We start from the raw sequence: 21,905 nt of genomic DNA on the forward strand, positions 1-21,905 counted from the left end.
GCCTCGGCGCCGCCGGACCAGTTGCGCGCGGCCAAGCCGCGGGTGCCGCGGGTCGAGTCGCTCACCGGTCTGCGCTGGTGGGCGGCGTTCTTCGTCTTCACGCACCACATGACGAACCTCGCGCCGTTGCCGATCGCGGAGTTCCTCAAGTGGGGCACCTCGGGCGTCACCTTCTTCTTCGTCCTGTCCGGTTTCGTGCTGACCTGGTCGGCCCGGCCCGGAACGAAGATCCGGACCTTCTACCGGCGCCGGTTCGCCCGGATCTGGCCGGCTCACATGGTGGCGCTGCTGCTCGCCGTGTTCGTCTTCTACCGGCCCGACCCGGATCCGTCGATGCCGTGGATCAAGCCACTGGCCGTCGGGGTGCTGCTGCTGTCGGTGGTGCTGCTGCACGGCTGGTCCAACGATCCGACCATCATCTGGGGCGGCAACCCGGCCTCCTGGACGCTGTCGGTCGAGGCGTTCTTCTACGCCTACCACCCGTTCGTGCAGCGGGCGACGGCGCGACTGCGGGTGGCCGGCGGCGCGATCATGTGCGCGTCGATCGTCGTCATCGGATGCGCCTACTACCTGGCGCTGTTCCATTTCCCGAAGACCGTCCCGGTGTTCCCGCAGCCGGTGCTGCACTCGGTGGCGTTCCTGTTCGGCATCGGCCTGGCGATCATGATCAGGTCGCAGTGGCGGCCGCGCCTCCCGGTCTGGGTGGCGTTCCTGATCTTCGCCGTCGGCCTGTTCACCCTGTACTACACCGGCGAGCACCCGGCGCAGTTCCCGCTCGCGACGACGTTGGGTCTGACCCAGCGGGTCTGGCTGACCGTGCTCTACGGCATCGTGATCGTGGCCGTCGTGTCCAGGGACCTGCGCGGTGGCCGTTCGTGGCTGCGCAGCCGGCCGCTGGTCGCGCTCGGCCAGTGGTCCTACTCCTTCTACCTCGTGCACGCCACGCTGATCTACGCCGTCCGTGAATTCAACGGCCTGCAGGGTCCGCGGTCCTCGGACAACCTGACCTGGTACGCCGGCCTGCTCGTCCTCTCGATCTTCGCCTCCTGGCTGCTCTACAAGTTCGTCGAGCACCCGCTGGAGCGGCGACTCAGAGGTTCCCGATGAACGATTCAAACCAAGTGTTGGAGTTTCCGTGCGAGTGACAGTAGTTGCCCTGGGCAAGATCGGACTGCCGTTGGCGGTCCAGTTCGCGACCAAGGGCCACCAAGTGGTCGGCGTCGACATCAACCAAGGGCTGGTCGACCAGGTCAACGCCGGGCAGGAGCCGTTCCCGGGTGAGGCGCACCTGGCCGAACTGCTGGCCGAGACGGTCGGTGACGGGCGTCTGCGCGCCACCACCGACTACGCCGACGCGATCCCGGGCAGCGACGCCGTCGTCATCGTGGTGCCGCTGTTCGTGGACGAGAAGACCGGCGAGCCCGAGTTCGGCTGGATGGAGAACGCGACCCGGTCGCTGGCCGAGCACCTGTCGCCCGGCACCCTGGTCAGCTACGAGACCACCCTGCCGGTCGGCACCACCCGGAACCGCTGGAAGCCGCTGATCGAGGAGGTCTCCGGCCTCACCGAGGGCACCGACTTCCACCTGGTCTTCTCCCCGGAGCGGGTGCTCACCGGCCGCGTCTTCGCGGACCTGCGCAAGTACCCGAAGCTGGTCGGCGGGCTGTCCGAGGAAGGCGCCAAGCGGGCCACCTCGTTCTACGAGGCCGTGCTGGACTTCGACGACCGTCCGGACCTGGCCCGCGGCAACGGCGTCTGGGACCTCGGCTCGGCCGAGGCCTCGGAGTTGGCCAAGCTGGCGGAGACCACCTACCGCGACGTCAACATCGGCCTGGCGAACCAGTTCGCCCGGTTCGCCTCGGCGAACGGCATCGACGTGCACCAGGTGATCGAGGCCTCGAACTCGCAGCCCTACAGCCACATCCACCGGCCCGGCATCGCCGTCGGCGGCCACTGCATCCCGGTCTACCCGCGGCTGTACCTGTGGACCGACCCGGAGGCGACCGTCGTCCGCGCCGCCCGTGAGGCCAACCTCGGCATGCCGGACTACACCATCGGTCTGCTCGAGGGCGCGTACGGCGACCTGACCGGCGCGCGCGTCGTCGTGCTCGGTGCCGCCTACCGTGGTGCGGTCAAGGAGACAGCCTTCTCTGGCGTTTTCCCGACCGTCGAGGCGCTGAAGGCCCGTGGTGCCGAGGTGTTCGTGCACGACCCGATGTACACCGATGAGGAGCTGCAGGGCCTGGGCTTCACGCCGTTCCACCTCGGTGACGCGGCCGACGCCGCCGTCCTGCAGGCGGACCACCCGGAGTACAAGCAGCTGACCCCGGCCGAGCTGACCGGCGTGAAGGTGCTCGTCGACGGTCGTGACAGCACTGACCCGGCTCGCTGGGCGGGTGTCCGTCGGATCGTGATCGGAAGGTCGGTCGGCCTGTGACGAGGTCCCCGGAAGAACTTCGGGTGGTGATGCTCGTCGCGAACGACGTCACCAACGACAGCCGGGTCCGTAAGGAGGCCGCGACGTTGGCCGCGGCCGGTGTAGAGGTCACTGTTCTCGGGATCGCGCCGACCGGCGAACCCCAGTCCCGGGAGATGCTCGACGGCGCCCTGGTGGTCCGGGTCGCCGCGCCGTTCAACCTGCGCGAGGAGCGCAAGGAGCGGCGGACCCGGCGGCGGGACTGGCGCCCGCCGCTGGTCGGTTACAAGACCAAGCGCGCGTACGTCGCCCGCAGCCACCGGGTGCAGGCCGGCCTGAAGGAGCTGAAGGCGGACTCCGGTCACGCGATGACCGCGAAGAAGCCGGGCCCGGCCGGATCGCTCGCCTTCAAGGCGGGCGTGGTCACCCGGCTGGTCCGCCGGGTCGGCTGGCAGACCGCGGCCAAGGGTGTCTGGGTCCGCAAGGGCGTCGGCAACAAGCTGGACAAGCCGTTCAAGTTCGGCTGGCGCGCGTACGACGGTGTCATCCACCGGATGAGCTGGCCGGCGCCGTGGCGCCGGGTGCATCCCGAGGCGATCGATCTGGAGCTCGCCTTCGGCGACCTGGTCGACCGGCTCGAGCCGGACGTGGTGCACGCGCACGACATGCACGTGATCGGCGTCGCCTCCCGGGCGGCGGGCCGGGCGAAGCTGCGCGGCAAGGAGCTCAAGTTCGTCTACGACGCGCACGAGTACGTCGCCGGCCTGTCCCGGTACGGCGGCCGCACGCGCCGGTTCATCTCGGCCTGGGCCAAGCACGAGGCGGAGTACATCGGCACGGCCGACCGGGTGATCACGGTCAGCCCGGCGATCGCCCGCACGCTGAAGAGCCGCTACAAGCTGACCGCCGAGCCGACCGTCATCATCAACTCGCCGAGCCTGTCCGAGGTCTCGGCCGACGTCATCGACCTGCGCACTCGGCTGTCGCTGCCCGCGGACGTGCCGTTGATCGTCTACAGCGGTGGGGTGACCCGGGCCCGTGGGGTCGAGACCGCGATCGAGGCGCTCAAGTACCTGCCCGCGGTGCACCTGGCCGTGGTCTGCGTGCCGTCGACCAAGATCCCGTCGGTCGACGCGCTGAAGGAACTGGCCATCTCGCTCGAGGTCGACGACCGGGTGCACTACGTCGAGCCGGTCGGCTACGACGAGGTGGTCCCGTTCCTGAAGACCGCGGACGTCGGGCTGATCCCGATCCTGCGCTACCCCAGTCATGAGATGTCCCTGCCGAACAAGGTCTTCGAGTACGTCTTCGCCGGCCTGCCGGTGGTCACCAGCAACATGCCGAGCCTGACCGAGTTCGTCGAGCGGACCGGGATCGGCGAGGTGTTCGAGGCGGCCGACGCCGTGGACCTGGCCGCGAAGGTCAAGGTCGTGCTCGCCGACCCGGACCGCTACCGCGAGCGGCTGACCGACCCGGAGTACCTGCGGGAGGTTTCCTGGGACGGCCAGGCGGCGCACCTTCGCGACCTCTACACCGAGATGCTCGGCCGGCCGCTCGAGGTCGTTCGCCGGCCCGGTGACGAGACGCACGGCCGCCGGGTGCTGATCGGCCCGGTCAACAGCGCGGGCCAGGCCTACCTGTGGGCCACCTCGCTCACCCGTGAGGCCCCGTCCATCGCGGCGGAGTCGCTGACCACCGGTGGCGGCAAGTACGACTTCAAGGTGCATCGCACGGGGACATACAAGCAGTACCGCGGCGACCTGCGCTGGCAGCTCGACCTGACCTCGTGGACCCTGCGCAACGTCACGCACGTGCTGTTCGAGGCCGGCCGGCCGATGTTCGGGCAGCTCCGCGGGCAGATGTTCGACGTGGATGTGCCGATGCTGGACTCGGCCGGGATCAAGCACGGGCTGATCTTCCACGGCTCGGAGGTTCGCGATCCGGCCCGGCACCGGGCGAAGTACCGGTTCTCGCCATTCGCGGACCGCAACGACGAGCTGACCATGCGGTTGCAGGCGGCCAACGACCGGATGCGCGAGCACCTGGCCGGGTACGACGGGCCGCGGTTCGTCACCACCCCCGACCTGATCGAGTACGTCGACGACAGCGAGTGGCTGCCGGTCGTCGTCGATCCGGACGAGCTGGCCTCGTCGGAGCCGGTGCTGGAGCGTGAGATCCCGGTGGTGCTGCACGCGCCGTCGGCGAGCGCGCTGAAGGGATCGGTCTTCGTCGACCCGGTGCTGACCGCGCTGGACGCGAAGGGCGTGATCAAGTACCAGCGGGTCCGCGGGGTGCCGCACTCGGAGTTGATGGCGATGGTGAAGTCCGCCGACATCGTCGTCGACCAACTGCTGCTCGGCTCGTACGGCGTGTTCGCGTGCGAGGCGATGGCGGCCGGGCGGGTCACCGTCGGCCATGTCGCGGACCACGTCCGGGCCCTGCTGCCGACCGAGTTGCCGATCGTCGAGGCGACCCCGGACGACCTGGTCGAGGTGATCGAGCGACTGATCGCCGAGCGGGAAGAGGCACGCAAGCTCGCCGACGCCGGACCGCGCTACGTCCAGGAGATCCACGACGGCCGGAAGTCCGTCGAGGTGCTGCTGCCCTTCCTGGGTGGACGCTGAACCTTGGCGGAAGCTGACCTGCGGGTCCTGATGCTGGCGCAGTCCCCGATCTCCGGGGACTCGCGCATCCTGCGGGAAACCGCTGCGCTCACGGCGGCCGGCCACTCGGTTCATGTGGTCGGTCGCGACGTGCCGGATGGCTTTCCGGTGGAGGCAGGCGCGACCGTCGAGTCCGTCTCCCGTTCGGCCGGTCTGCGGGCCGGAGGGAACGGACCCGTGGTCGGCCACGGCCGGCGCGGGCTCAAGGTGCTCGCCCAGCGGGCGGTCCGGTGGCTGCTGCTGCCGGAGCACCGGCTGCGCACCGAGAAGCAATGGCGTACTGCGGCCGCCGGCCGGCTCGCCGCGATGCAGCCGTACGACGTGGTGCACGCGCACGACTTCAACACCCTCGAACTGGCCGCGGAGTACGCCGGTCGCTGGTCGGCCATCCTCGTCTACGACAGCCACGAGTTGTGGTTCGACCGGGCGCTGCCGGGCCGCCCGACTCCGTTCTGGCGGATCCGTGGCCGACGGTACGAGCTTGGCCTGGCTCGCCGGGCAAGGGTGGTCTTCACGGTCAGCGACGGGATCGCCCAGCGTCTGCGCGAGCGGGGTCTGCCGGACGTGCGGGTCGTGCGGAACACCTTCCCGCGGCCCGAGGTCGCGCCCGTTCTGCCCGCGAGCCCGGCCGGCCTGCTGTACGCCGGACGCGTCGGCGCGGGCCGGGATCTGCCGACCGTGGTCGAGGCTGCTCGTCAGTTGGCGCCGTTCAAGACGCTGCTGATGGGATCGGTCGACCCGAACTACCGGCTCGACCTCGGACCGGTGGAGAAGGTGCCGGAGACCTCGATCGACGAGGTCGACCGGGTCCTGCAGGAGTCCGGGATCTCCCTTGTCACGTTGACGAACACGTGCGAGAACCACCGGCTCGCCCTGCCGAACAAGCTGTTCCACGCGGTGCGGGCGGGAGTACCGGTGGTGGCCGCGGATCTGCCCGAACTGCGGGCGGTGATCACGAAGTACCACCTTGGGACGCTCTACGAACCAGGGAACGCGTCGTCACTGGCGGCGGCGGTGCGGGCGATGATCGCGGACTACGCCGGCTACGTCGACGGAGTACGGGCCGCGGCTGACGAGCTCAACTGGGAGCATGACTCCGAGCGGCTGGTGGCTGCCTACTCGACGTTGGCCAAGAGCATCCAGGTGAAGTGAGAAAGGCCCCGGCTAAGCCGGGGCCTTTCCTTTACCGCGAGGCTTCGACGAACTGTTCCATCAACTTGACCGGGTCCTTCTCCGGCTCCGGCTGCGCCAGCCGGGTGGCCGCGACCCGTGCCTGCGGGCCGTCCGTCGTGGTCAGGCTGGAGGTCGCGCCGGTCAGCGGCAACGTCAGCGACGACTTCGCCGGGTCCAGCGTGATGGTCGCGCCGGTGAAGGGGACCGACGGGTTGTCGGGCTCCACCGTGAGCACCAGGCCGAGCCGGTGGCCGGCCGCGAACACGACGTCGTCCGCGTTCAGCTCGAAGGTCAGGTCGTACCACTGGCCGGACTGCAGCGACTCCTTGCGCTCCAGCGACTTGTAGTGGCCGACGTCGGCCAGGGTCCGAACCACCACGGAGGCGTCCGAAACCGCCTTGTTGATCTGGGTCTGGGCGTAGCACCCGGTGTCGAGCGCGTTGCCGTCACCCCAGCACTTGCTGGTGTTCGGGATGTTCGACACGCTCGTGTAGCGGGTCGCCGTACCGTAGTCGACCAGCCGCGCCTTGATGCCGGCGGCAACCTTGTTGACCTTGACCCGGACCGTCACCTTGCCGGTGCCGGAGACCCGGACGGCCTGCTCCAGATCGTTGCTCAGGAACACCGCGCGATCCGGCCGCGTCGTGGTCGGGTCGAGCACAGCGGCGTCCGTCGACTCGTTGGCGCCACCGGTGAAGCTGACCGGGTCGCTCGTCGCCGCGGCGATCGAGAGGCCACCGGTCTTCGCGTCCAGTGGCTTGCTCAGGTTGAGCTTGGTGCTCTTGACGCCGGTGGCCGGCCACTTCGCCTCGTCGACGAAGGTGCCGTCCTCACGCTGGACCGTCGCCTGCGGGGTCTTCATCACGTCGTTCTTCAGGCCCTGCAGCCAGTAGTCGAACCACGGGTGCAGCTTGTCGACCCACGCGTCCCGGAAGCTGAATCCGTCCAGGTGCACGCCCTGGTGCAGGAAGATCTTCCGTGGTACGCCGTTCTTCGCCAGCTCGTCCCACCACTCGCCGAAGTGCCGGGTCTTCACGTTCTCGTCGCCGAGCCCGTGCACGACGTACACGGAGGCGTCGATCTTGCTCGCGTCCAGCCGGTAGTTCCGCGGGTCCCACCAGCGGCTGTAGCTGCCGGTGCGGGTGTCGGAGTCCTGCTCGATCTCATTGGTGAGCTCGACGCAGCGCGGGCTCTTGTCGTTGCTCACGTAGTCGTGCAGGAAGCCCATGTACTCGTCGTAGAAGGGCACTCCGTTGCTGCGGGTGTAGTCGTACCAGCTGGAGATCGCGGCGATCGGCACGATCGTCTCGAGCCCCTTCACGCCGGTGCTGGCGACCGAGTTCGCGATGGTGCCGTTCCAGGAGACGCCGATCATGCCGGCCTTCCCGGTGGACCAGTCGGCCTTCGCGGGCGCACCGGCCGGGGTGTAGCCCGGGACGCGGTGGTTCAGCCAGTCGATGACGGCCTTGCTGCCCAGCACCTCGTAGTCCCCGCCGACGTCGCTGCAGCCGGTGGACCGGAAGGTGCCCGGCATGTCGACGAACGCGACGGCGTACCCGCGCGGCACGAAGTAGTTGTCCAGCCAGCTCCCGAAGACCTGCCTGGTGCCGTCGGCGTCGAAGTACGCCTTGTTGTCGCCGGCGTAGTACGGCGACGCCTGGATGATCACCGGTACGTCGACGCCGGCCTGGGCGGCCTCACCCGGCCGGATGATGTCGACGGTGAGCCGGTCCTTGATCCCGTTCGCGTCGCTGTCGATGCCGGGGACCTCGACCTCGACCCGCTCGTGGATCGCGTTGTCGTAGTCGTAGGCGGCGACGGTCCGGGTCCCCTGCACGAACGGCTTCGCCGGCGCGGTCAGCTCGACTTCGGTAGCTGGTGCGGCCGGGCCGGCCGTCGCGGTCAGCGACGCCAGCGGAGCCAATGCGGCGGCGGCCAGTAAGGCAACGCCGGTGCGGAATGCGGTTCTCGATCGGTTTCGAGATGGGCGCATGCGTGTCTCTCCCCTGTGGGCGGTGGGTGGAGCACCCCAGCCCTCCCTCGACAGGGCCGTTGTGGTGAACGCACCTTAAGCAGAAGGTGACACCGTTGTCTGTACGCATCTCACCCGTTCGGTCACTTCGCGTGGACAGCACGGGAAAAACTTCGCCCGCGGCCGGGCCGAACTTCTTCCGGCCGGGCGCTGTCTACACCGGTGAGGAAGGCCACAGGGGAGCCTTCGGGGGACAGGGGAGAACTACATGAAGCTTCGCAGGACCATCAGCCTGGCCGGTGCCGCGGGCCTGGCGCTGACGCTGGGATCCACTCTCGCGCCGGCGAACGCCGCGGTGGCGGACGCCAACGCGCCTTGCTCACTCCACCTCGGCTCGGTGACCGCCGCCGGCGCCCACACCAGTCGCGTCATCACAGCGGGGGCCTCGCCCACCGTGGGCGCGGTGCGAACCACGGCCGGCGTCTACCAGCCGGGCCAGGTGAAGCACACCACCACCTTCAGCTTCGTTCCCAAGCCCGTCGGTGACCTGCGGGCCGGGATGACCGTGTTCGGCGGCGCTCTCTACAACACCGGGTACGGCACCCGCGCGAACGGTGACCTCGACCCGAACCACCCGCTCGTGCAACGGCGGGTCGGTGGCGGCTGGTCCGACTGGCGCTGGATCGAGCAGTCGGTCCACAAGCCGGCCGGCAGCACTCAGCCGCTCCGGTCGACGCTGTACGCGCAGAACACCGGTGGGACCTTCCACCGCTGGACCAAGGAGAACGGCGCCTGGCGCAGTACCGGCGGGATCGGCGGCCTCACCACGATGAAGTCGTTCACGCTGATCAGCCGCAGCCTCACCCATGACACCTTCCTGGCCAACAACCGCAACGGCGGGCTGTACACGGTCCGGATCCCCACCTCGCAGCCGTTCAGCCCGCAGGGCACTCCGGTCCGCACCGCGACGTGGCAGGGCCTCGATCAACTCATCGCGGCTCCGTGTGGCGCCGCCGGGACGGTGCTTCTCGGCATCGATCGGGACACCAAGTCCGCCTACCTCTACACGCTCGGCCACGCCAGCGGCACGAGCACGGTGATCAAGGGCCTGGGCAAGGTCCCGGGCACCTTCGCCGACCCGCACTACTTCCGCTTCGCCCCGGATCACGACACCCTCAACGGTTAGTGACCGCCCCGCCTCAGGATGGTTCAGCGAACCAGCCTGAGGCGGGTCTCCGCGATGGTGATGTCCAACCGCTGGCCCCAGGTGATCGAGAGAGTGTCGGACTCGATGCCGTCGCCGAAGACGACCAGGTCGGCTTCGGCGGTGACGGTCAGCCGGTCGTCGACCGTCAGCAGGCCCTCGGTGCAACTGGTGCCGGTCGCCGGTGAGGGCCAAGCCTCCCGAACGAACCAGCTGAGCGCGGCTTCGGTTGCCCCCGGCAACCTCAGCCCGCTGCCGCGTTCCTGCCAGGCCGACCGGCACCACCCCGTGGAACCTGTTCCGGTGCCGACCAGCAGGCCCGAGGAGGACTGCCGCTCCTCCAGACCTTCCGGCGAGGCGAGTCGATAACGAGCCGACTGGTGCGTCCGATGCCCGACATAGACCTCGTTCAGCGCCAGCAGTCGCTGGCCGTCATCGGTGCTCGCGGCAACCATCGTCCGCTCCTCGACGGTCCTGCTCCGCAACAGGTCCGCGGTCGCGGCCGGCTCGTGCGGCACCAGTACTCCGGGGTTGCGCGCGGGCTCCGGGTTGACTCCGATCACCGCCTGCCCGTCGAGGTACTTCGCGACGTTCGCGACCAGGCCGTCCTGTCCGACCGCGATCACCACGTCCTCCGGACCGAACACGAACCGGTCGAGGTCATCGCGCTCGGCCACAGCGCGCCGCCAGTCCAGCGGGATGGCCGCGGACACCACGGCCAGTGCATCTTGCTGAGCCTGGTGCCGGGCGTCCAGCTCGGCCAGGTCGCGGCCGCGGGTGGTCAGGAAGAAGCCGGCCTGCTGGCGGGTGCCGTGCCGGGCGACCAACTCGGTGAGCTCGGTCGCCCGGTGGACCACTACTGCCCGGGGAGGCAGGCTCATACCTGTTCTCCGGCGGTCAGCTTCGTCAGCAGCGGGGTGATCAGGTCCGGCGTCAGGTTCAGCGTGCCGATGTTCGGCAGCGCGCCCTGCTTGATCGCCACCGCCAGGATCGTTCCCTGGTCCAGCTCCGCATAGGCGTCGAGCAGGGCCTTCTCAGCGGCTGCCTCGGCCGCGCCGATCACTCGCTTCGCGTCCGCCTCGGCCTCGCTGAGCAGCCGCCTCCGGCCGGCCGCCGCCTCGGTTTCGATCCGGCCCGCCGCCGCGGCCTCGGTCGCGCGCTGACGCTCGTTCTGACCCTTCTGGGTGACCAGTTGCTCCTCCCGCCGGGCCAGTTCGATCTGGTTCTGCAGTTCGTTCTCCGCGATCGACCGCTCCCGCTCCACCGCCATCGCGCGCCGCTCGTACGTCGCCTTGTCCGCGGCCTGCTGGACCATCTCCCGGGTAGGAGTCTGCAGCGCACGCTCGACATCCTTCTCAGCCCGTACTGCGACCACGCGGACGTCCTCCACGCCGATCCCGAGACCGGTGAGCCGCTGGTCCTCGCGGAGCCCCGTGCTCACCGCCTGGCGCAGCGACGCCATGCCTTCGGACAGCGCCTGGGTCAGGTTCATCCGGGCCAGCAGGTCGAGCGCGGTCTGCTGGGCCAGCTCGGTCAGGAGTCCGCCGAGTTGCTCCAGCGGCGTGGACCGCCACAGGCCGGTGTCGGGATCGATGCCGAAGTCGAGCCGGGTCGAGGCCAGCGCCGGGTCGATCACCCGGTAGGTCACCGTCGCCTGGACCACGACGTCCTGGAAGTCGAGGGTGCGGCCGTGGAATAGCAGCGGCTGCTCCCGGTCGTCGATCGGCACCTCGCTCAGCGACGAGTTCAGCGCCCGGAACCAGAACGCCTGGCCGGCGCCGTCGTGCGCGAGCCTGCCCTTGCGCAGGTGCCGGACGTGCGTCGTCGGGTTCGCCCGCAGGTGGCTGATGAAACGGAACCGGGTGATGTCGGCCATCGGTCTTTCTCCTCACCGGACCCGGGTCCGCCCGGGTCGAACTGTCTTTGTCGTCACTCTGACGATAAACCTTGGGTCGCTTTTCGTCAAGGTGACGATTAGAGTGGTTCGCCATGGACTTCGTGCCGCTCGGCGTCGCCGTCGACCTGGTGATCCTGACCGTTCGCGACGGCTCGCTGCAGGTGCTGCTGATCCGCCGCGGGATCGCCCCCCACAAGGGCCGCTGGGCGCTCCCGGGCGGCTTCGTGCGCCCCGAGGAGGACCTTGCGGACGCCGCTCGCCGCGAGTTGGCGGAGGAGACCGGCCTGGTCTCGGACCGGATCCACCTCGAGCAGGTCGCGACGTACGGCGAACCCGGGCGCGATCCCCGCGGCCGGGTGATCAGCGTGGCCTATCTGGCGCTGGTCCCCGACCTGCCGGTCCCGGTGGCCGGCACGGACGCGGCCTCGGCCGAGTGGGTCGCGGTGAACGACGTCCTGGCGGATCCCCAGCGGCTCGCCTTCGACCACCACCGGATCCTCGGCGACGGCGTCGAACGCGCCCGGGCGAAGCTCGAGTACTCGCCGTTGGCGACCGCGTTCTGCGTCGACGAGTTCACCATCTCGGAACTGCGCGGCATCTACGAAGCCGTCTGGGGCGTCCCGCTGGACCCCCGCAACTTCCACCGCAAGGCCACCAAGACCGAGGGTTTCGTCACCCCGCTAGGTGCCACCACCACCCGCGACGGCGGCCGTCCGGCCCAACTCTTCCGCCGCGGCCCAGCCACCACCCTGCACCCACCCCTGACCCGCGGTTGACCTCGACTGCGCTTCAGCCGGTCCTGTCACCTCGAGCAGGCCTGGTCTGTAGGTACATCAACTGCTCGGCGGTGATCAGGTCGGTATGGGTGCCGGGGGAGCCGCAGGCCCAGGCGCCTGCGATGGTGCCGGCTTCGGCCGCCTCCTGGAAAGTGCGGCCGTCCAGCCAGGTGGTGAGGAAGGCGGCCACGTAGGCGTCGCCCGCGCCGTTGGTGTCGACGACCGGGCGGCCCGGGATGTCCATCGCCGGGAAGTGGACCGGCTCCTCGCCCCGGACGTGCAGGTAGCTGCCGTCGGAGCCGGCCATCGCGACCACCACCGAGGCCCGGCCGCTGGCGAAGATCCAGTCGATGGCCTTGTCCCGCAGCGCGCTGGTCGAGACGAAGACCAGGTCCGCGGTCAGCGCGAAGTCCCGGTGGTACTCGTTCTCGCCGTCCCAGTCGTGCAGGTCGGTCGACATCGTGCACTCCGCGGCGAGTACGTCGGGAAGTGCCCGCCGCGCGAAGTCCATGATCGAGACGTGCACATGCCGGGCCCGTCCGACGTGCCCGCGCCAGAGGTTCGGGTCCACCCGCATGCCCGGCGGATGGCGGTCGTCGTACAGGGAGACGCGGCTGCCGTCGGGCGACACCAGGTTGACGCTTCGCCGGGTGCCGCTCGGGTGGAACGCGACGGCCAGCGGCAGGCCGAGTTGCTCGTAGGTGGCGCGGATCCGGGCCCCGGCGGGGTCGTCGCCGATGACGTCCGCCAGCCCGGGGTACAGGCCGAGCCGGGAGCAGCCGAGGACGACGCCGTGCCCGGTGTGGCCGACGTACGTCTCGACGGGTGGAACGTGGATCGTCTCCTGATCGGGCAGCGGTAACCCCGGCACCCGCACGATGGTGTCGATTCCCACGCCGCCGATGACGAAGACATCCAGGTCCATGCATCCCATCCTTACCGAGACCGACTAATGGCAGGGTTGACGTCAGTCTCTGGTACCCATCCAGCGGCGCCCGACCCGAGCGAGCGCCGTACCTGCGCGGCCGTCCGGTGCCTGGCGGAACTCACCGAGGCACCCGGACGTCGCATTCAGTGCTTGATCGGGGCGCCGGTCTTCTCCTGGAGCTCGTCGAAGGTGACGCCGTCGGCCAGCTCGACCAACTGCAGGCCGTCGTCGGTGACGTCGAGCACGGCCAGGTCGGTGATGATCCGGTTGACCACGCCGCGGCCGGTGTAAGGCAGGTCGCACTCCTGCAGGATCTTCTGCGAGCCGTCCTTGGCGACGTGCTCCATCAGCACGATCACCTTCTTGGCGCCGTGGACCAGATCCATCGCGCCGCCCATGCCCTTGACCATCTTGCCGGGGATCATCCAGTTCGACAGGTCGCCGGTGGCCGACACCTGCATCGCGCCGAGGATGGCCGCGTCGATGGCGCCGCCGCGGATCATCCCGAAGGACAGCGACGAGTCGAAGAAGGAGGCACCGGGCAGCGTCGTGACGGTCTCCTTGCCGGCGTTGATCAGGTCCGGGTCCTCGTCACCCTCGACCGGGTACGGGCCGACGCCGAGGATGCCGTTCTCGCTCTGCAGCACGACGGTGACGCCGTCCGGGATGTAGTTCGGCACCAGCGTCGGCAGGCCGATGCCCAGGTTCACGTACGAGCCGTCCTCCAGCTCGGCGGCGGCGCGGGCGGCCATCTGCTCACGGGTGAGTGGCATCTCAGGCCTCCAGCTTCTCGCGCTGGGCCTCGAAGGCCTCGCGGGTTTGCACCGTACGCTTCTCGATCCGCTTCTCGATGTCCTTGCCGACCGCAACCACTCGCTGGACGTAGACGCCGGGCAGGTGGATCTCGTCCGGGTCCAGCTCGCCGGGCTGGACCAGTTCCTCGACCTGCGCGATGGTGACCCGGCCGGCCATCGCGGCCAGCGGGTTGAAGTTGCGTGCGCTCCGGTCGAACACCAGGTTGCCGTGGGTGTCGCCCTTGAGCGCGTGCACCAGGCCGAAGTCGGTGGTGATCGAGTCCTCCAGCACGTACGTCGTGCCGTTGATCTCCCGGGTCTCCTTCGGCTCCGAGGCCTTCGCGACCGAGCCGTCGGTGTTGTACTTCTGCGGCAGCCCGCCCTCGGCCACCTGGGTGCCGACGCCCGCCAGGGTGAAGAAGGCGGCGATCCCGCAGCCACCGGCCCGGAGCTTCTCGGCCAGCGTGCCCTGCGGGGTCAGCTCGACCTCGAGCTCACCGGACAGGAACTGCCGGGCGAACTCCTTGTTCTCCCCGACGTACGACGAGGTCATCTTGGCGATCCGCTTGTCCGCGAGCAGGATGCCGAGTCCCCAGTCGTCGACGCCGCAGTTGTTCGACACGACGCTGAGCCCGCTGACCCCCTTGTCGTGGATGGCGCTGATCAGCTGCATCGGGTTGCCGCACAGCCCGAAGCCGCCGACCGCGAGGCTCGCGCCGTCGCCGATGTCGTCGACCGCGGCCTGCGGCGAGTCGTACGTCTTGTCCATCAGGCTGCTCCGTTGCAGTCGAGACGCTGGGCTAGGGATCAGCCCGACTCTAACCAGCCACCGGAATTCCGGCGAGAGCCGCCCGGTGTGGCCGCTGCCACAGCTCCGGACGCGGCTATCGCTGCCAGCTCGGCGGCCGCTTCTTCTCGGGCCAGCTCGCTACCTGCTGGGCATCCCTCCAGGGCGGCCAGTGCGAATTCCTTGGCCGCAGGGAGATCCCCGGCATGCCGCGCAGCCCTGGCTAGCCCGAGCCGCGCCACAATCGCCGTCTCCGGCGTGCCCGCGAACTGCAGTGCGCATTGGTAGTCCGGCCGAGCGGCCCGGACGTCCCCATGCCGCAGGTAGAGGTCGGCGCGCCGGCAGAGCAGGAGCGCGGAGTCCTCATCAGCGCCTAACTCCTCGGTCACCGCCAGAGCCTCCCCAGTCAGCTCCACACAGAGACCAAGCTGTCCCGACCACGCTGCCAGCTCCGCCAGAGCGCTCAGAGCCATCGAGACGCCCCACCGGTCCCCAAGCAGGCGGAACTGGGCCAAAGCCGCCTGTACGGCCTTCTCAGCGCCCTCCGGGTCAGTCCCGGTCAGCCGGGGAGAGCCGGTGCACAGCTGGATCGCCGCCAAAGTCCACGGATCATCACTGACCGTATTGCGAGCCAGTACGTCGGCCACCTGGTCAGGCGGCAGGAACGGCCCGAGCGCCACAGCCCAGAGCAGCACAGTCACCGGATGCCGGAACACCCCGTCCAGGCCCTCCACCACCAGCGCAGCTTGCTCAAGATGGTCAGCCAGATCGAAGTCCTCGGTACTACCGGCAGCCAGCAGTACTGCGAGCAGGTACTCCTCGCCGAGCCCTTCCGGCACCCTCGGCCCGAGCACGCTCAGCAGGTCACGCGCCGAGCGAGCGGCCTCCTGCCGCAGGCCGTGCATCCACCAGTACGTCGACAGCCCGGCGACCAGGCGGAGCCCCACCGCGGGATCGTGCTCGGCCGACCAGTGGACCGCGGGCTCGACGGTGCCGGTCTCGGCCCGCAGCAACGTTGCCCAGCGCAACTGATCGGGGCCACGCAGGTACGGGTCAGCGCGCTGCACCAGTGCGAGCAGGTGCACCGCCCGCCGCGCGCGAAGGTCCTCGGCCATATGACTCATTGTCACCTCGCCCCGGATCGCGCCCGGGGGCGGGGTCAGTCGGCGACGAACTCGAGCACGCCCCACTGGTCCGGCTTGTGCATGTCGACCACGTACTGCGGCGACCAGACCCAGAAGTCCTGCTCGCTGCCCTTGCGGTACTCGCCGTCCACGACCTCGTGGTTCCACTCGATCCGCATCAGGTTCATCCGCCACTCGTCACCCGGTGCCGGCGGCGTCTGGCCCTGGTTGAACTGCGCCAACTCCGCCCATGGCAGCGCGACCTCCACGGACCACCCGGTGTCGGTGTCGGCCGGGTCGTTCAACGTCCCGTCCACCTGTACTGCGGTCCGCAGGCCCGGCAGGTTCGTCGGATCCACCGCCACGCCACCCTCGGAGTACGGCTTGGGCAGGGTGAGCTCCCAGATCGTGCCGAGCGGGTTGATCTCGAACTCGTAGTAGTTCTGCCCGTCGCCGTCCGGGTCGAGGAACAACTCGAAGTTGTTCTGCTCGAACAGCATGGTGTTCTTGTCAGCCATCGTCGACCAGACGTGCGGCTCCTCCAGCACGGCGCCGAGGTACAGGAACTCGTCGTCGTAGAGCAGCTTGGCCCGGGTCCGGAACCGCGGGGTGGTGGCGTCCGCGCCGCGGATGTCGACGAAGTCGCCGGTCCAGGGCGCGTCCTGCCAGACGGGGTGCGACATCGTGCCGTCGATCGGCGGCGGGGTGCCGGCCCGGCGACAGGTGTAGCGGGGGAGTTCAGGCATCGGCTCGCTCCAGCCATCCGGCGATCAGGTGTGCGATCAGGAAGGTAATCGCCGTCAGCGCCGGGACGACCAGCAGGGTCCAACTGGACAACAGGTCGTCGGACAGGAAGGCCAGCACGATCAGCAGCATGAAGCCGACACCGAGGAACGCCACCAGCTTCGGGTGTGGCATCGCCAGCCGGGTCAGCGTGAAGGCGGCCAGCACGACCGTCACGATCACGGTCAGCACGAGCAGCGGGAAACCGGCCGGCCCGCAGTTCGGCGAGCCGCGGACCTGGTCGCAGCCCCGCTCGCTCAGCCAGACCAGTCCTACGGTGACGAATCCGGCCAGCAGTCCGACCACGGCCAGGATCAGCGGCGGCGGCAGCGGCGGGGCGTCGTACCGGCCCTCTTCGGCTGCCTCCGCGGCCTCCTCATCGGCCTGTTCGAGCATCTCCTCGAGGTCTTCGGGCATCCGCCGCGTCGGCTCCTCGTCCGCGTCCGCGGCGTTGACGCGCTCGTCACCCATCCCCGCAGGCTACCGGTGCCGCGGCGCCCCGGTCAGCTCGCCTGGCTGACAGTCCGCACCGACGGCGGCTGTGCTGCGCCGAGGGCGACGGCTACGGCGTCGCGCACCTGCTGGTCGGTCGGCGCCTGGATGCCCTGCTGGGCCGCCAGCTCGGCCAGCGAGACCATCGTCACGTCGTGCAGGCCGCAGGTGGTGAAGGTGTGGAACACCGACATGTCGGGGTCGACGTTGATCGAGAACCCGTGGCTGGTCACCCCACGCCGGATCCGCATCCCGATCGAGCACAGCTTGCGGTGGTCCTCGGTCCAGACCCCGACCAGGCTGCTCGCTCCCTTGGGCGTGTCGCGGCGGACCAGCGGGAACCCGAGCGAGCCGAGCGCCTCGATCAGTCCGTTCTCGACCCACCGGACGATGTCGACCGGCCCGCGCTGCTTGAGGTCGACGACCAGGTAGCCGACCAGTTGCCCGGGCCCGTGGTACGTCGCGAAGCCGCCGCGGTCCACCGCCACCGTCGGGATCGCCGCGGCCTCGACCGGCAGGTCGTCCAGGGTGGTCCGGGGTCCGTAGGTGATCACCGGCGGATGACTCAGCAGGAACAGCCGATCGCCGGCATCCCCCTCGAGCCGCTGCTCGACCCAGGTCTTCATGTCCGCGGCAGCGACCTCGTAGCCCACTTCGCCGAGATCAACCCGCTCGATAGCACTCACACCCGCCAGCGTAGGCCGGAAAACAAGCAGGGCCGGTCACTCGAAAGTGACCGGCCCTGCTTGGTGGTCGGGCTGACAGGATTTGAACCTGCGACCTCGTCGTCCCGAACGACGCGCGCTACCAAACTGCGCCACAGCCCGAAGTCGGCGTTAGCTTACATGCGCCTACCGCTGGGACGAAATCGGGTTTGCCGACTGGGCTGCCGGTGGTGTTGCGCGGGGCACCAGGGTGAGCAGGGTCGCCTCCGGCCGGCAGGCGAACCGGACCGGCGCGTACGGCGAGGTGCCGAGCCCGGCCGAGACGTGCAGAGCCGCCTGGCGACCGTCGTAGCCCCAGGTGGTCAGGCCCTTGACCCGGGACGTGTCCAGGTCGCAGTTCGTCACCAGAGCGCCGTAGAACGGTACGGCGAGCTGGCCGCCGTGGGTGTGACCCGCCAGGACCAGCGGATACCCGTCGCCGACGAAGCCGTTCAGCACCCGCTGGTACGGCGCGTGGGTGACCCCGATCGACAGGTCCGCCGCCGGGTCCACCTCGCCCGCGATCTCGTCGTACCGGTCCCTCTTGATGTGCGGGTCGTCGGTGCCGGCGAAGTCCAGGCGCTGGCCGTTCACCTTGAGGGTGGAGCGCGCGTTGTTCAGGTCGGCCCAGCCGGCCCGGGTGAAGGCGGCGCGCAACTCCTCGAACGGGAGATCCGGGCCGTGCGGCTTGTGGCGCTGCTTGTTCGCCGGCAGCAGGTACTTGCCCGGGTTCTTGAAGTGCGGCTTCCAGTAGTCGTTGGAGCCGAAGACGAACACGCCCGGCAGGTCGAGCAGCTCGCCGTGCGCGCGCAGCAGCGGCTGCACCGAGTCCGGGTGGGCGAGGTTGTCGCCGGTGTTGACGACCAGGTCGGGCTCCAGCCCGGCGAGCTCGCTCACCCACCGGATCTTCTTCTGCTGGTTCGGCATCAGGTGCAGGTCGGACAGGTGCAGCACCTTGATCGGGGTGGCGCCCACCGGCAGCACCGGCACCGTCACCCTGCGCAGGGCGAACCAGCGCACCTCCACACCCGCCGCGTAGGCGACGCATGCGGCGCCCACGCCGGTGACGACGGCGGCGGTCTTCAAGGTCGTGGCGGCAAGCCCCCGGAAACTCATTTCACCAGCCTGCCACAATCGTGGGCATGTCCAACTCCGAGATGAAGCAGCGCCTGCACGACGACATGACCGCGGCCCTCAAGGCGCGTGACGATCTCCGCAAGTCGACCCTGCGGATGGCGCTGACGGCGGTGACCAAGCAGGAGGTGGCCGGCAAGGAGGCCCGCGCGCTGTCGGACGCGGAGGTCATCGAGGTCCTCACCGCCGAGGCCAAGAAGCGCCGCGAGTCCGTCACGGCGTACCGCGACGCCGGCCGCACCGAACTGGCGGACAAGGAGCAGGCCGAGGCGGACATCCTCGCCGAGTACCTGCCCGAGCAGCTGACGGCCGAGGAGATCACCGCCCTCGTCACCGAGACCATCGCCGCCACCGGCGCGGCCGAACTGGGCCCCCGCGGCATCGGCAAGGTGATGGGCGCCCTGCAGCCGAAGGTCAAGGGCAAGGCCGACGGCGGCACCGTCTCCGCCGAGGTGAAGCGCCAGCTCGGCGCCTAGACCCCCGGAACGCGAAGGCGGGCCCACACCGATCGGTGTGGGCCCGCCTTCTGCCGGCTAGCGGCCGGTGCAGTTCGGATACTTCGGATGCCAGGGCGGGCAGTTGGGCAGCGGGTTGCCCGGTTTGCCGGTGTTCGGCGGGTTGGGCGGTTTCGGGGAGTTCGGCGCGGTCGGCGGTTGCTGGGCCTTGCTGCCGTTCGAGACGTAGATGGTGACCATCGAGCCCTCGGGGGCACCCTCGCTCTGGCGCGGGCTGGTGTACGCGACCGTGCCGGCCGCCTCCTCCGAGTTCACCTGGCCGGGGGCGATCTGCGCCTGGAAGCCCAGGCTGCGCAGCTTGTTGGCCGCCTCGTCGGGGTTCATCCCGCCCAGCGAAGGCAGGTCCTTGACGTCACCACGCCTGGTCTTGTCGCTCGGCGCGGTGAAGCGGGTGCTCGGCAGGCCCTTCAGAGCGCCCTGCATCGCCGTCTTCCACAGCGGTCCGGCGGTGCCGGAACCCGAGGCGTCGCGCATCTTCTTGCCGTCGAGCGTCTGGTTGATCAGGTTGGTGTACGGCAGGTTGGCGTCGGCCACCACGCTGGCCGCGGCCATCCTGGTGGAGTATCCCGCGAACCACACGGCCTTGTTGGCGTTGATCGTTCCGGTCTTGCCGGCCAGGTCGCTCGAGCCGAACTTCAGGCTGCCACCGGTACCGCCCGGCATCATCACCTGCTGCAGGACGTAGTTGACGCCGTCCGCCACCTCGGGTGCGAGCGCCTGCTTGCAGCTCGGCCCGGGCGTCTTGAGCGCCTTGCCGTTCTTGTCCGTGACCGAGGTGATCAGCAGCGGCGCGCAGTACAGGCCGCGGGCGGCGAAGGTCGCGTAGGCGTTGGCCATCATCAGCGGGGTCACCGTGTCGACGCCGAGCGTCATCGAGACGACCTGCTGGAGCGGCTTGTTGGTCTGCGCGTCGTACATGCCGAGGCTGGCCGCGACCTTGGCGATCGGGCACAGGCCGATCCGCTCGGACAGTTGCAGGAAGTAGGTGTTGGTCGACGCCCGGGCGGCGTCGATCATGCTCAGGTCGCCCTGGGCCGAGGTGGAGTTGCTCGGCCGGTAGTCGTTCCCGGCCGTGGTGGTCCCGGTGCAGGTGCTGAACTTCGCCCCACCCAGGTCGATCGTCCGCGGCGAGTTGATCCGGTAGGTGAGCGGGATGCCCTTCTGGATCGCGGCGGCGATGGTGAACGCCTTCATCGTCGACCCGTTCTGGAACCCGCCGTAGCCGCCGGCGTACGACTTCTCGACGTTGTAGTTGTACGCCGTCTGGTTCCGGCCGCCGCCGTACGGCTTGCTCTGCACCATCGCCTTCACGATGCCGGTGCCGGGCTCGACCATGGTGATCGCCGCCACCGCCGAGTCGGTCGGCTTGGAGTGCTCGTTGATCGACTTCTGCGCGGCTTCCTGGATCTTCGGGTCCAGCGAGGTCCGGACCACGATGCCGGCGGTCTTGATGTAGTGCTCGCGGGCCTTGTCGGTCTTGCCGAAGGCCGGGTTCTCCAGCAGTTTGGCGACGACGTACTCGCAGTAGAACGGGTACTTCGAGTTGGCGCAGCCGTTCGGGACCGGCTTGACCTTGGCCGGGTCGAACACCGGGGTCTTCAGTGCGGCGTTGGCCTGCGCGACGGAGATCACCTTCAGCTCGAGCATCCGCTTCAGGACGAGGTCCCGGCGGTCCTTCGCGCGCTTGGCGTTGTTGGTCGGGTCGTAGCCGCTCGGGTTCTTCACCAGGCCGGCCAGCAGGGCCGCCTGGGGCAGCGTCAGCTTGGCCGCGGTGGTGGAGAAGTAGTGCCGGGCCGCCGCCTCGACGCCGTACGCGCCGTCGCCGAAGTTGGCCAGGTTCAGGTACTTCTCCAGGATCTCGCTCTTGGAGAACTGCTTCTCGACCGCCACCGCGTACCGCAGTTCGGCGACCTTGCGCTGGTAGGTCTCGGCGGTCGCGGCCTCGATCGCCTCCGGGTCGTTGGCGGCGTTCGCCTTCTCGATCAGGCTCATCTTCACGTACTGCTGGGTGATGCTCGAACCACCCTGCTGGACGGTGCCCTCGGTCTGGTTGCGCAGCAGCGCGCGCAGCGTGCCCTTGGCGTCCAGCGCGCCGTGCTCGAAGAAGCGGTCGTCCTCGATGGCGACGATCGCGGTCCGCATGATCGGGTTGATCTGGGAGAGCTTCACCGGGATCCGGTTCTGCTCGTACAGGTTGGCCACCAGGGAGCCGTCGGCGGCCAGGATCGCGCTCTTCTGGGCCAGCGGGACGGTCTTGAGTTCCTGTGGCAGATCCTCGAGGGTCTCCGACGTCTTCTCGGTGGTGAACCCGGCCAGCCCCGCGAACGGAATCGCCAGACCCGCCGCGAGAGCCCCCGAAAGGACACTCACCCCCAGGAACAGAACCACCGACTGGACGACGCCTCGATCGCCCTTATCCCTTGCGCGCATGGTGATAGAGCCTACGTGATCACAGCGCCATGCCAATTCCTCGAATGTGTTTTATGTCACGTCAACCTGAGCGTCCTTCGAAGCGTCTGTAAGGGAACGCGAAACGGCCGGCG

The 21,905-nt window shown here is 69.2% G+C and carries 19 protein-coding genes and 1 tRNA gene; 7 read left to right on the forward strand and 13 right to left on the reverse strand.

What is annotated here, in order from left to right:
* The 4 genes from ABD255_RS25045 to ABD255_RS25060 all read left to right on the forward strand — a co-directional run.
* A partial coding sequence (locus ABD255_RS25045) for an acyltransferase family protein (protein WP_344218025.1) occupies window positions 1-1,107 on the forward strand: 1,107 nt, incomplete at its 5' end.
* A 28-nt stretch (window positions 1,108-1,135) separates the two neighbouring features.
* Window positions 1,136-2,437, forward strand: a complete 1,302-nt coding sequence (locus ABD255_RS25050; RefSeq protein ID WP_344218027.1) for a nucleotide sugar dehydrogenase — start codon at window positions 1,136-1,138, stop codon at window positions 2,435-2,437.
* Window positions 2,434-5,040, forward strand: a complete 2,607-nt coding sequence (locus tag ABD255_RS25055; protein WP_344218029.1) for a glycosyltransferase family 4 protein — start codon at window positions 2,434-2,436, stop codon at window positions 5,038-5,040. Before ABD255_RS25050 ends, ABD255_RS25055 begins: the two co-directional genes overlap by 4 nt.
* Before the next feature lie 3 nt (window positions 5,041-5,043).
* Window positions 5,044-6,231 carry a glycosyltransferase gene (locus ABD255_RS25060; RefSeq protein WP_344218031.1) on the forward strand — a complete coding sequence of 396 codons (1,188 nt, stop codon included), beginning with the start codon at window positions 5,044-5,046 and terminating at the stop codon, window positions 6,229-6,231.
* Between the two features lie 31 nt (window positions 6,232-6,262).
* Here ABD255_RS25060 and ABD255_RS25065 read toward each other — a convergent pair whose 3' ends face one another.
* Window positions 6,263-8,245, reverse strand: coding sequence for a CocE/NonD family hydrolase (locus tag ABD255_RS25065; RefSeq protein ID WP_344218033.1), 1,983 nt, complete (start codon window positions 8,243-8,245; stop codon window positions 6,263-6,265).
* A 247-nt stretch (window positions 8,246-8,492) separates the two neighbouring features.
* Between ABD255_RS25065 and ABD255_RS25070 the strand changes: the two genes are divergently transcribed.
* Window positions 8,493-9,410: a hypothetical protein gene (locus ABD255_RS25070; RefSeq protein WP_344218035.1), complete on the forward strand. Its 918-nt coding sequence runs from the start codon at window positions 8,493-8,495 to the stop codon at window positions 9,408-9,410.
* 23 nt (window positions 9,411-9,433) lie between these two features.
* Here the strand turns inward: ABD255_RS25070 and ABD255_RS25075 are convergent, their stop codons facing one another.
* Together ABD255_RS25075 and ABD255_RS25080 are read right to left on the reverse strand one after the other, a co-directional pair.
* The gene (locus ABD255_RS25075) at window positions 9,434-10,309 is read right to left on the reverse strand and encodes a diacylglycerol kinase catalytic domain-containing protein (RefSeq protein ID WP_344218037.1); all 876 of its coding nucleotides are present in this window, start codon (window positions 10,307-10,309) and stop codon (window positions 9,434-9,436) included.
* Window positions 10,306-11,304: an SPFH domain-containing protein gene (locus tag ABD255_RS25080; protein WP_344218039.1), complete on the reverse strand. Its 999-nt coding sequence runs from the start codon at window positions 11,302-11,304 to the stop codon at window positions 10,306-10,308. The genes ABD255_RS25075 and ABD255_RS25080 overlap by 4 nt, the downstream gene beginning before the upstream one ends.
* Window positions 11,305-11,417: 113 nt before the next feature.
* Here ABD255_RS25080 and ABD255_RS25085 point away from each other — a divergent pair, with 113 nt between their 5' ends.
* On the forward strand, window positions 11,418-12,101 hold the full coding sequence (locus tag ABD255_RS25085) for an NUDIX hydrolase (RefSeq protein WP_344218041.1): 684 nt from the start codon (window positions 11,418-11,420) through the stop codon (window positions 12,099-12,101).
* Between the two features lie 13 nt (window positions 12,102-12,114).
* Here ABD255_RS25085 and ABD255_RS25090 read toward each other — a convergent pair whose 3' ends face one another.
* The 9 genes from ABD255_RS25090 to ABD255_RS25130 form a co-directional block, all read right to left on the reverse strand.
* Entirely contained in the window at window positions 12,115-13,026 is a 912-nt protein-coding gene (locus ABD255_RS25090) for a carbohydrate kinase family protein (RefSeq protein ID WP_344218043.1), read from the reverse strand.
* A 146-nt stretch (window positions 13,027-13,172) separates the two neighbouring features.
* Window positions 13,173-13,802 carry a CoA transferase subunit B gene (locus tag ABD255_RS25095; protein ID WP_344218045.1) on the reverse strand — a complete coding sequence of 210 codons (630 nt, stop codon included), beginning with the start codon at window positions 13,800-13,802 and terminating at the stop codon, window positions 13,173-13,175.
* A 1-nt stretch (window position 13,803) separates the two neighbouring features.
* Entirely contained in the window at window positions 13,804-14,592 is a 789-nt protein-coding gene (locus ABD255_RS25100; protein WP_344218047.1) for a CoA transferase subunit A, read from the reverse strand.
* 38 nt (window positions 14,593-14,630) lie between these two features.
* Window positions 14,631-15,725, reverse strand: coding sequence for a tetratricopeptide repeat protein (locus ABD255_RS25105; protein ID WP_344218049.1), 1,095 nt, complete (start codon window positions 15,723-15,725; stop codon window positions 14,631-14,633).
* 44 nt (window positions 15,726-15,769) lie between these two features.
* Window positions 15,770-16,480, reverse strand: coding sequence for a carbohydrate-binding family 9-like protein (locus ABD255_RS25110; protein WP_344218051.1), 711 nt, complete (start codon window positions 16,478-16,480; stop codon window positions 15,770-15,772).
* Window positions 16,473-16,988 (reverse strand): hypothetical protein, encoded by a 516-nt coding sequence (locus ABD255_RS25115; protein ID WP_344218053.1) that lies wholly within the window; start codon window positions 16,986-16,988, stop codon window positions 16,473-16,475. The genes ABD255_RS25110 and ABD255_RS25115 overlap by 8 nt, the downstream gene beginning before the upstream one ends.
* A gap of 32 nt (window positions 16,989-17,020) precedes the next feature.
* Window positions 17,021-17,695 (reverse strand): lipoyl(octanoyl) transferase LipB, encoded by a 675-nt coding sequence (gene lipB, locus ABD255_RS25120; RefSeq protein WP_344218055.1) that lies wholly within the window; start codon window positions 17,693-17,695, stop codon window positions 17,021-17,023.
* A 64-nt stretch (window positions 17,696-17,759) separates the two neighbouring features.
* Window positions 17,760-17,836 (reverse strand) — tRNA-Pro (locus ABD255_RS25125).
* Between the two features lie 24 nt (window positions 17,837-17,860).
* The gene (locus ABD255_RS25130; protein WP_344218057.1) at window positions 17,861-18,829 is read right to left on the reverse strand and encodes a metallophosphoesterase; all 969 of its coding nucleotides are present in this window, start codon (window positions 18,827-18,829) and stop codon (window positions 17,861-17,863) included.
* A 26-nt stretch (window positions 18,830-18,855) separates the two neighbouring features.
* Here ABD255_RS25130 and ABD255_RS25135 point away from each other — a divergent pair, with 26 nt between their 5' ends.
* Entirely contained in the window at window positions 18,856-19,323 is a 468-nt protein-coding gene (locus tag ABD255_RS25135; RefSeq protein ID WP_344218059.1) for a GatB/YqeY domain-containing protein, read from the forward strand.
* Window positions 19,324-19,380: 57 nt separating this feature from the next.
* On the opposite strand, the gene ABD255_RS25140 is transcribed toward ABD255_RS25135, so the two are convergent.
* Window positions 19,381-21,792 (reverse strand): penicillin-binding protein, encoded by a 2,412-nt coding sequence (locus tag ABD255_RS25140; RefSeq protein WP_344218061.1) that lies wholly within the window; start codon window positions 21,790-21,792, stop codon window positions 19,381-19,383.
* Window positions 21,793-21,905 lie beyond the last annotated feature (113 nt).

The sequence above is a fragment of the Kribbella sancticallisti genome, from assembly GCF_039530625.1.
Taxonomy (GTDB): domain Bacteria; phylum Actinomycetota; class Actinomycetes; order Propionibacteriales; family Kribbellaceae; genus Kribbella; species Kribbella sancticallisti.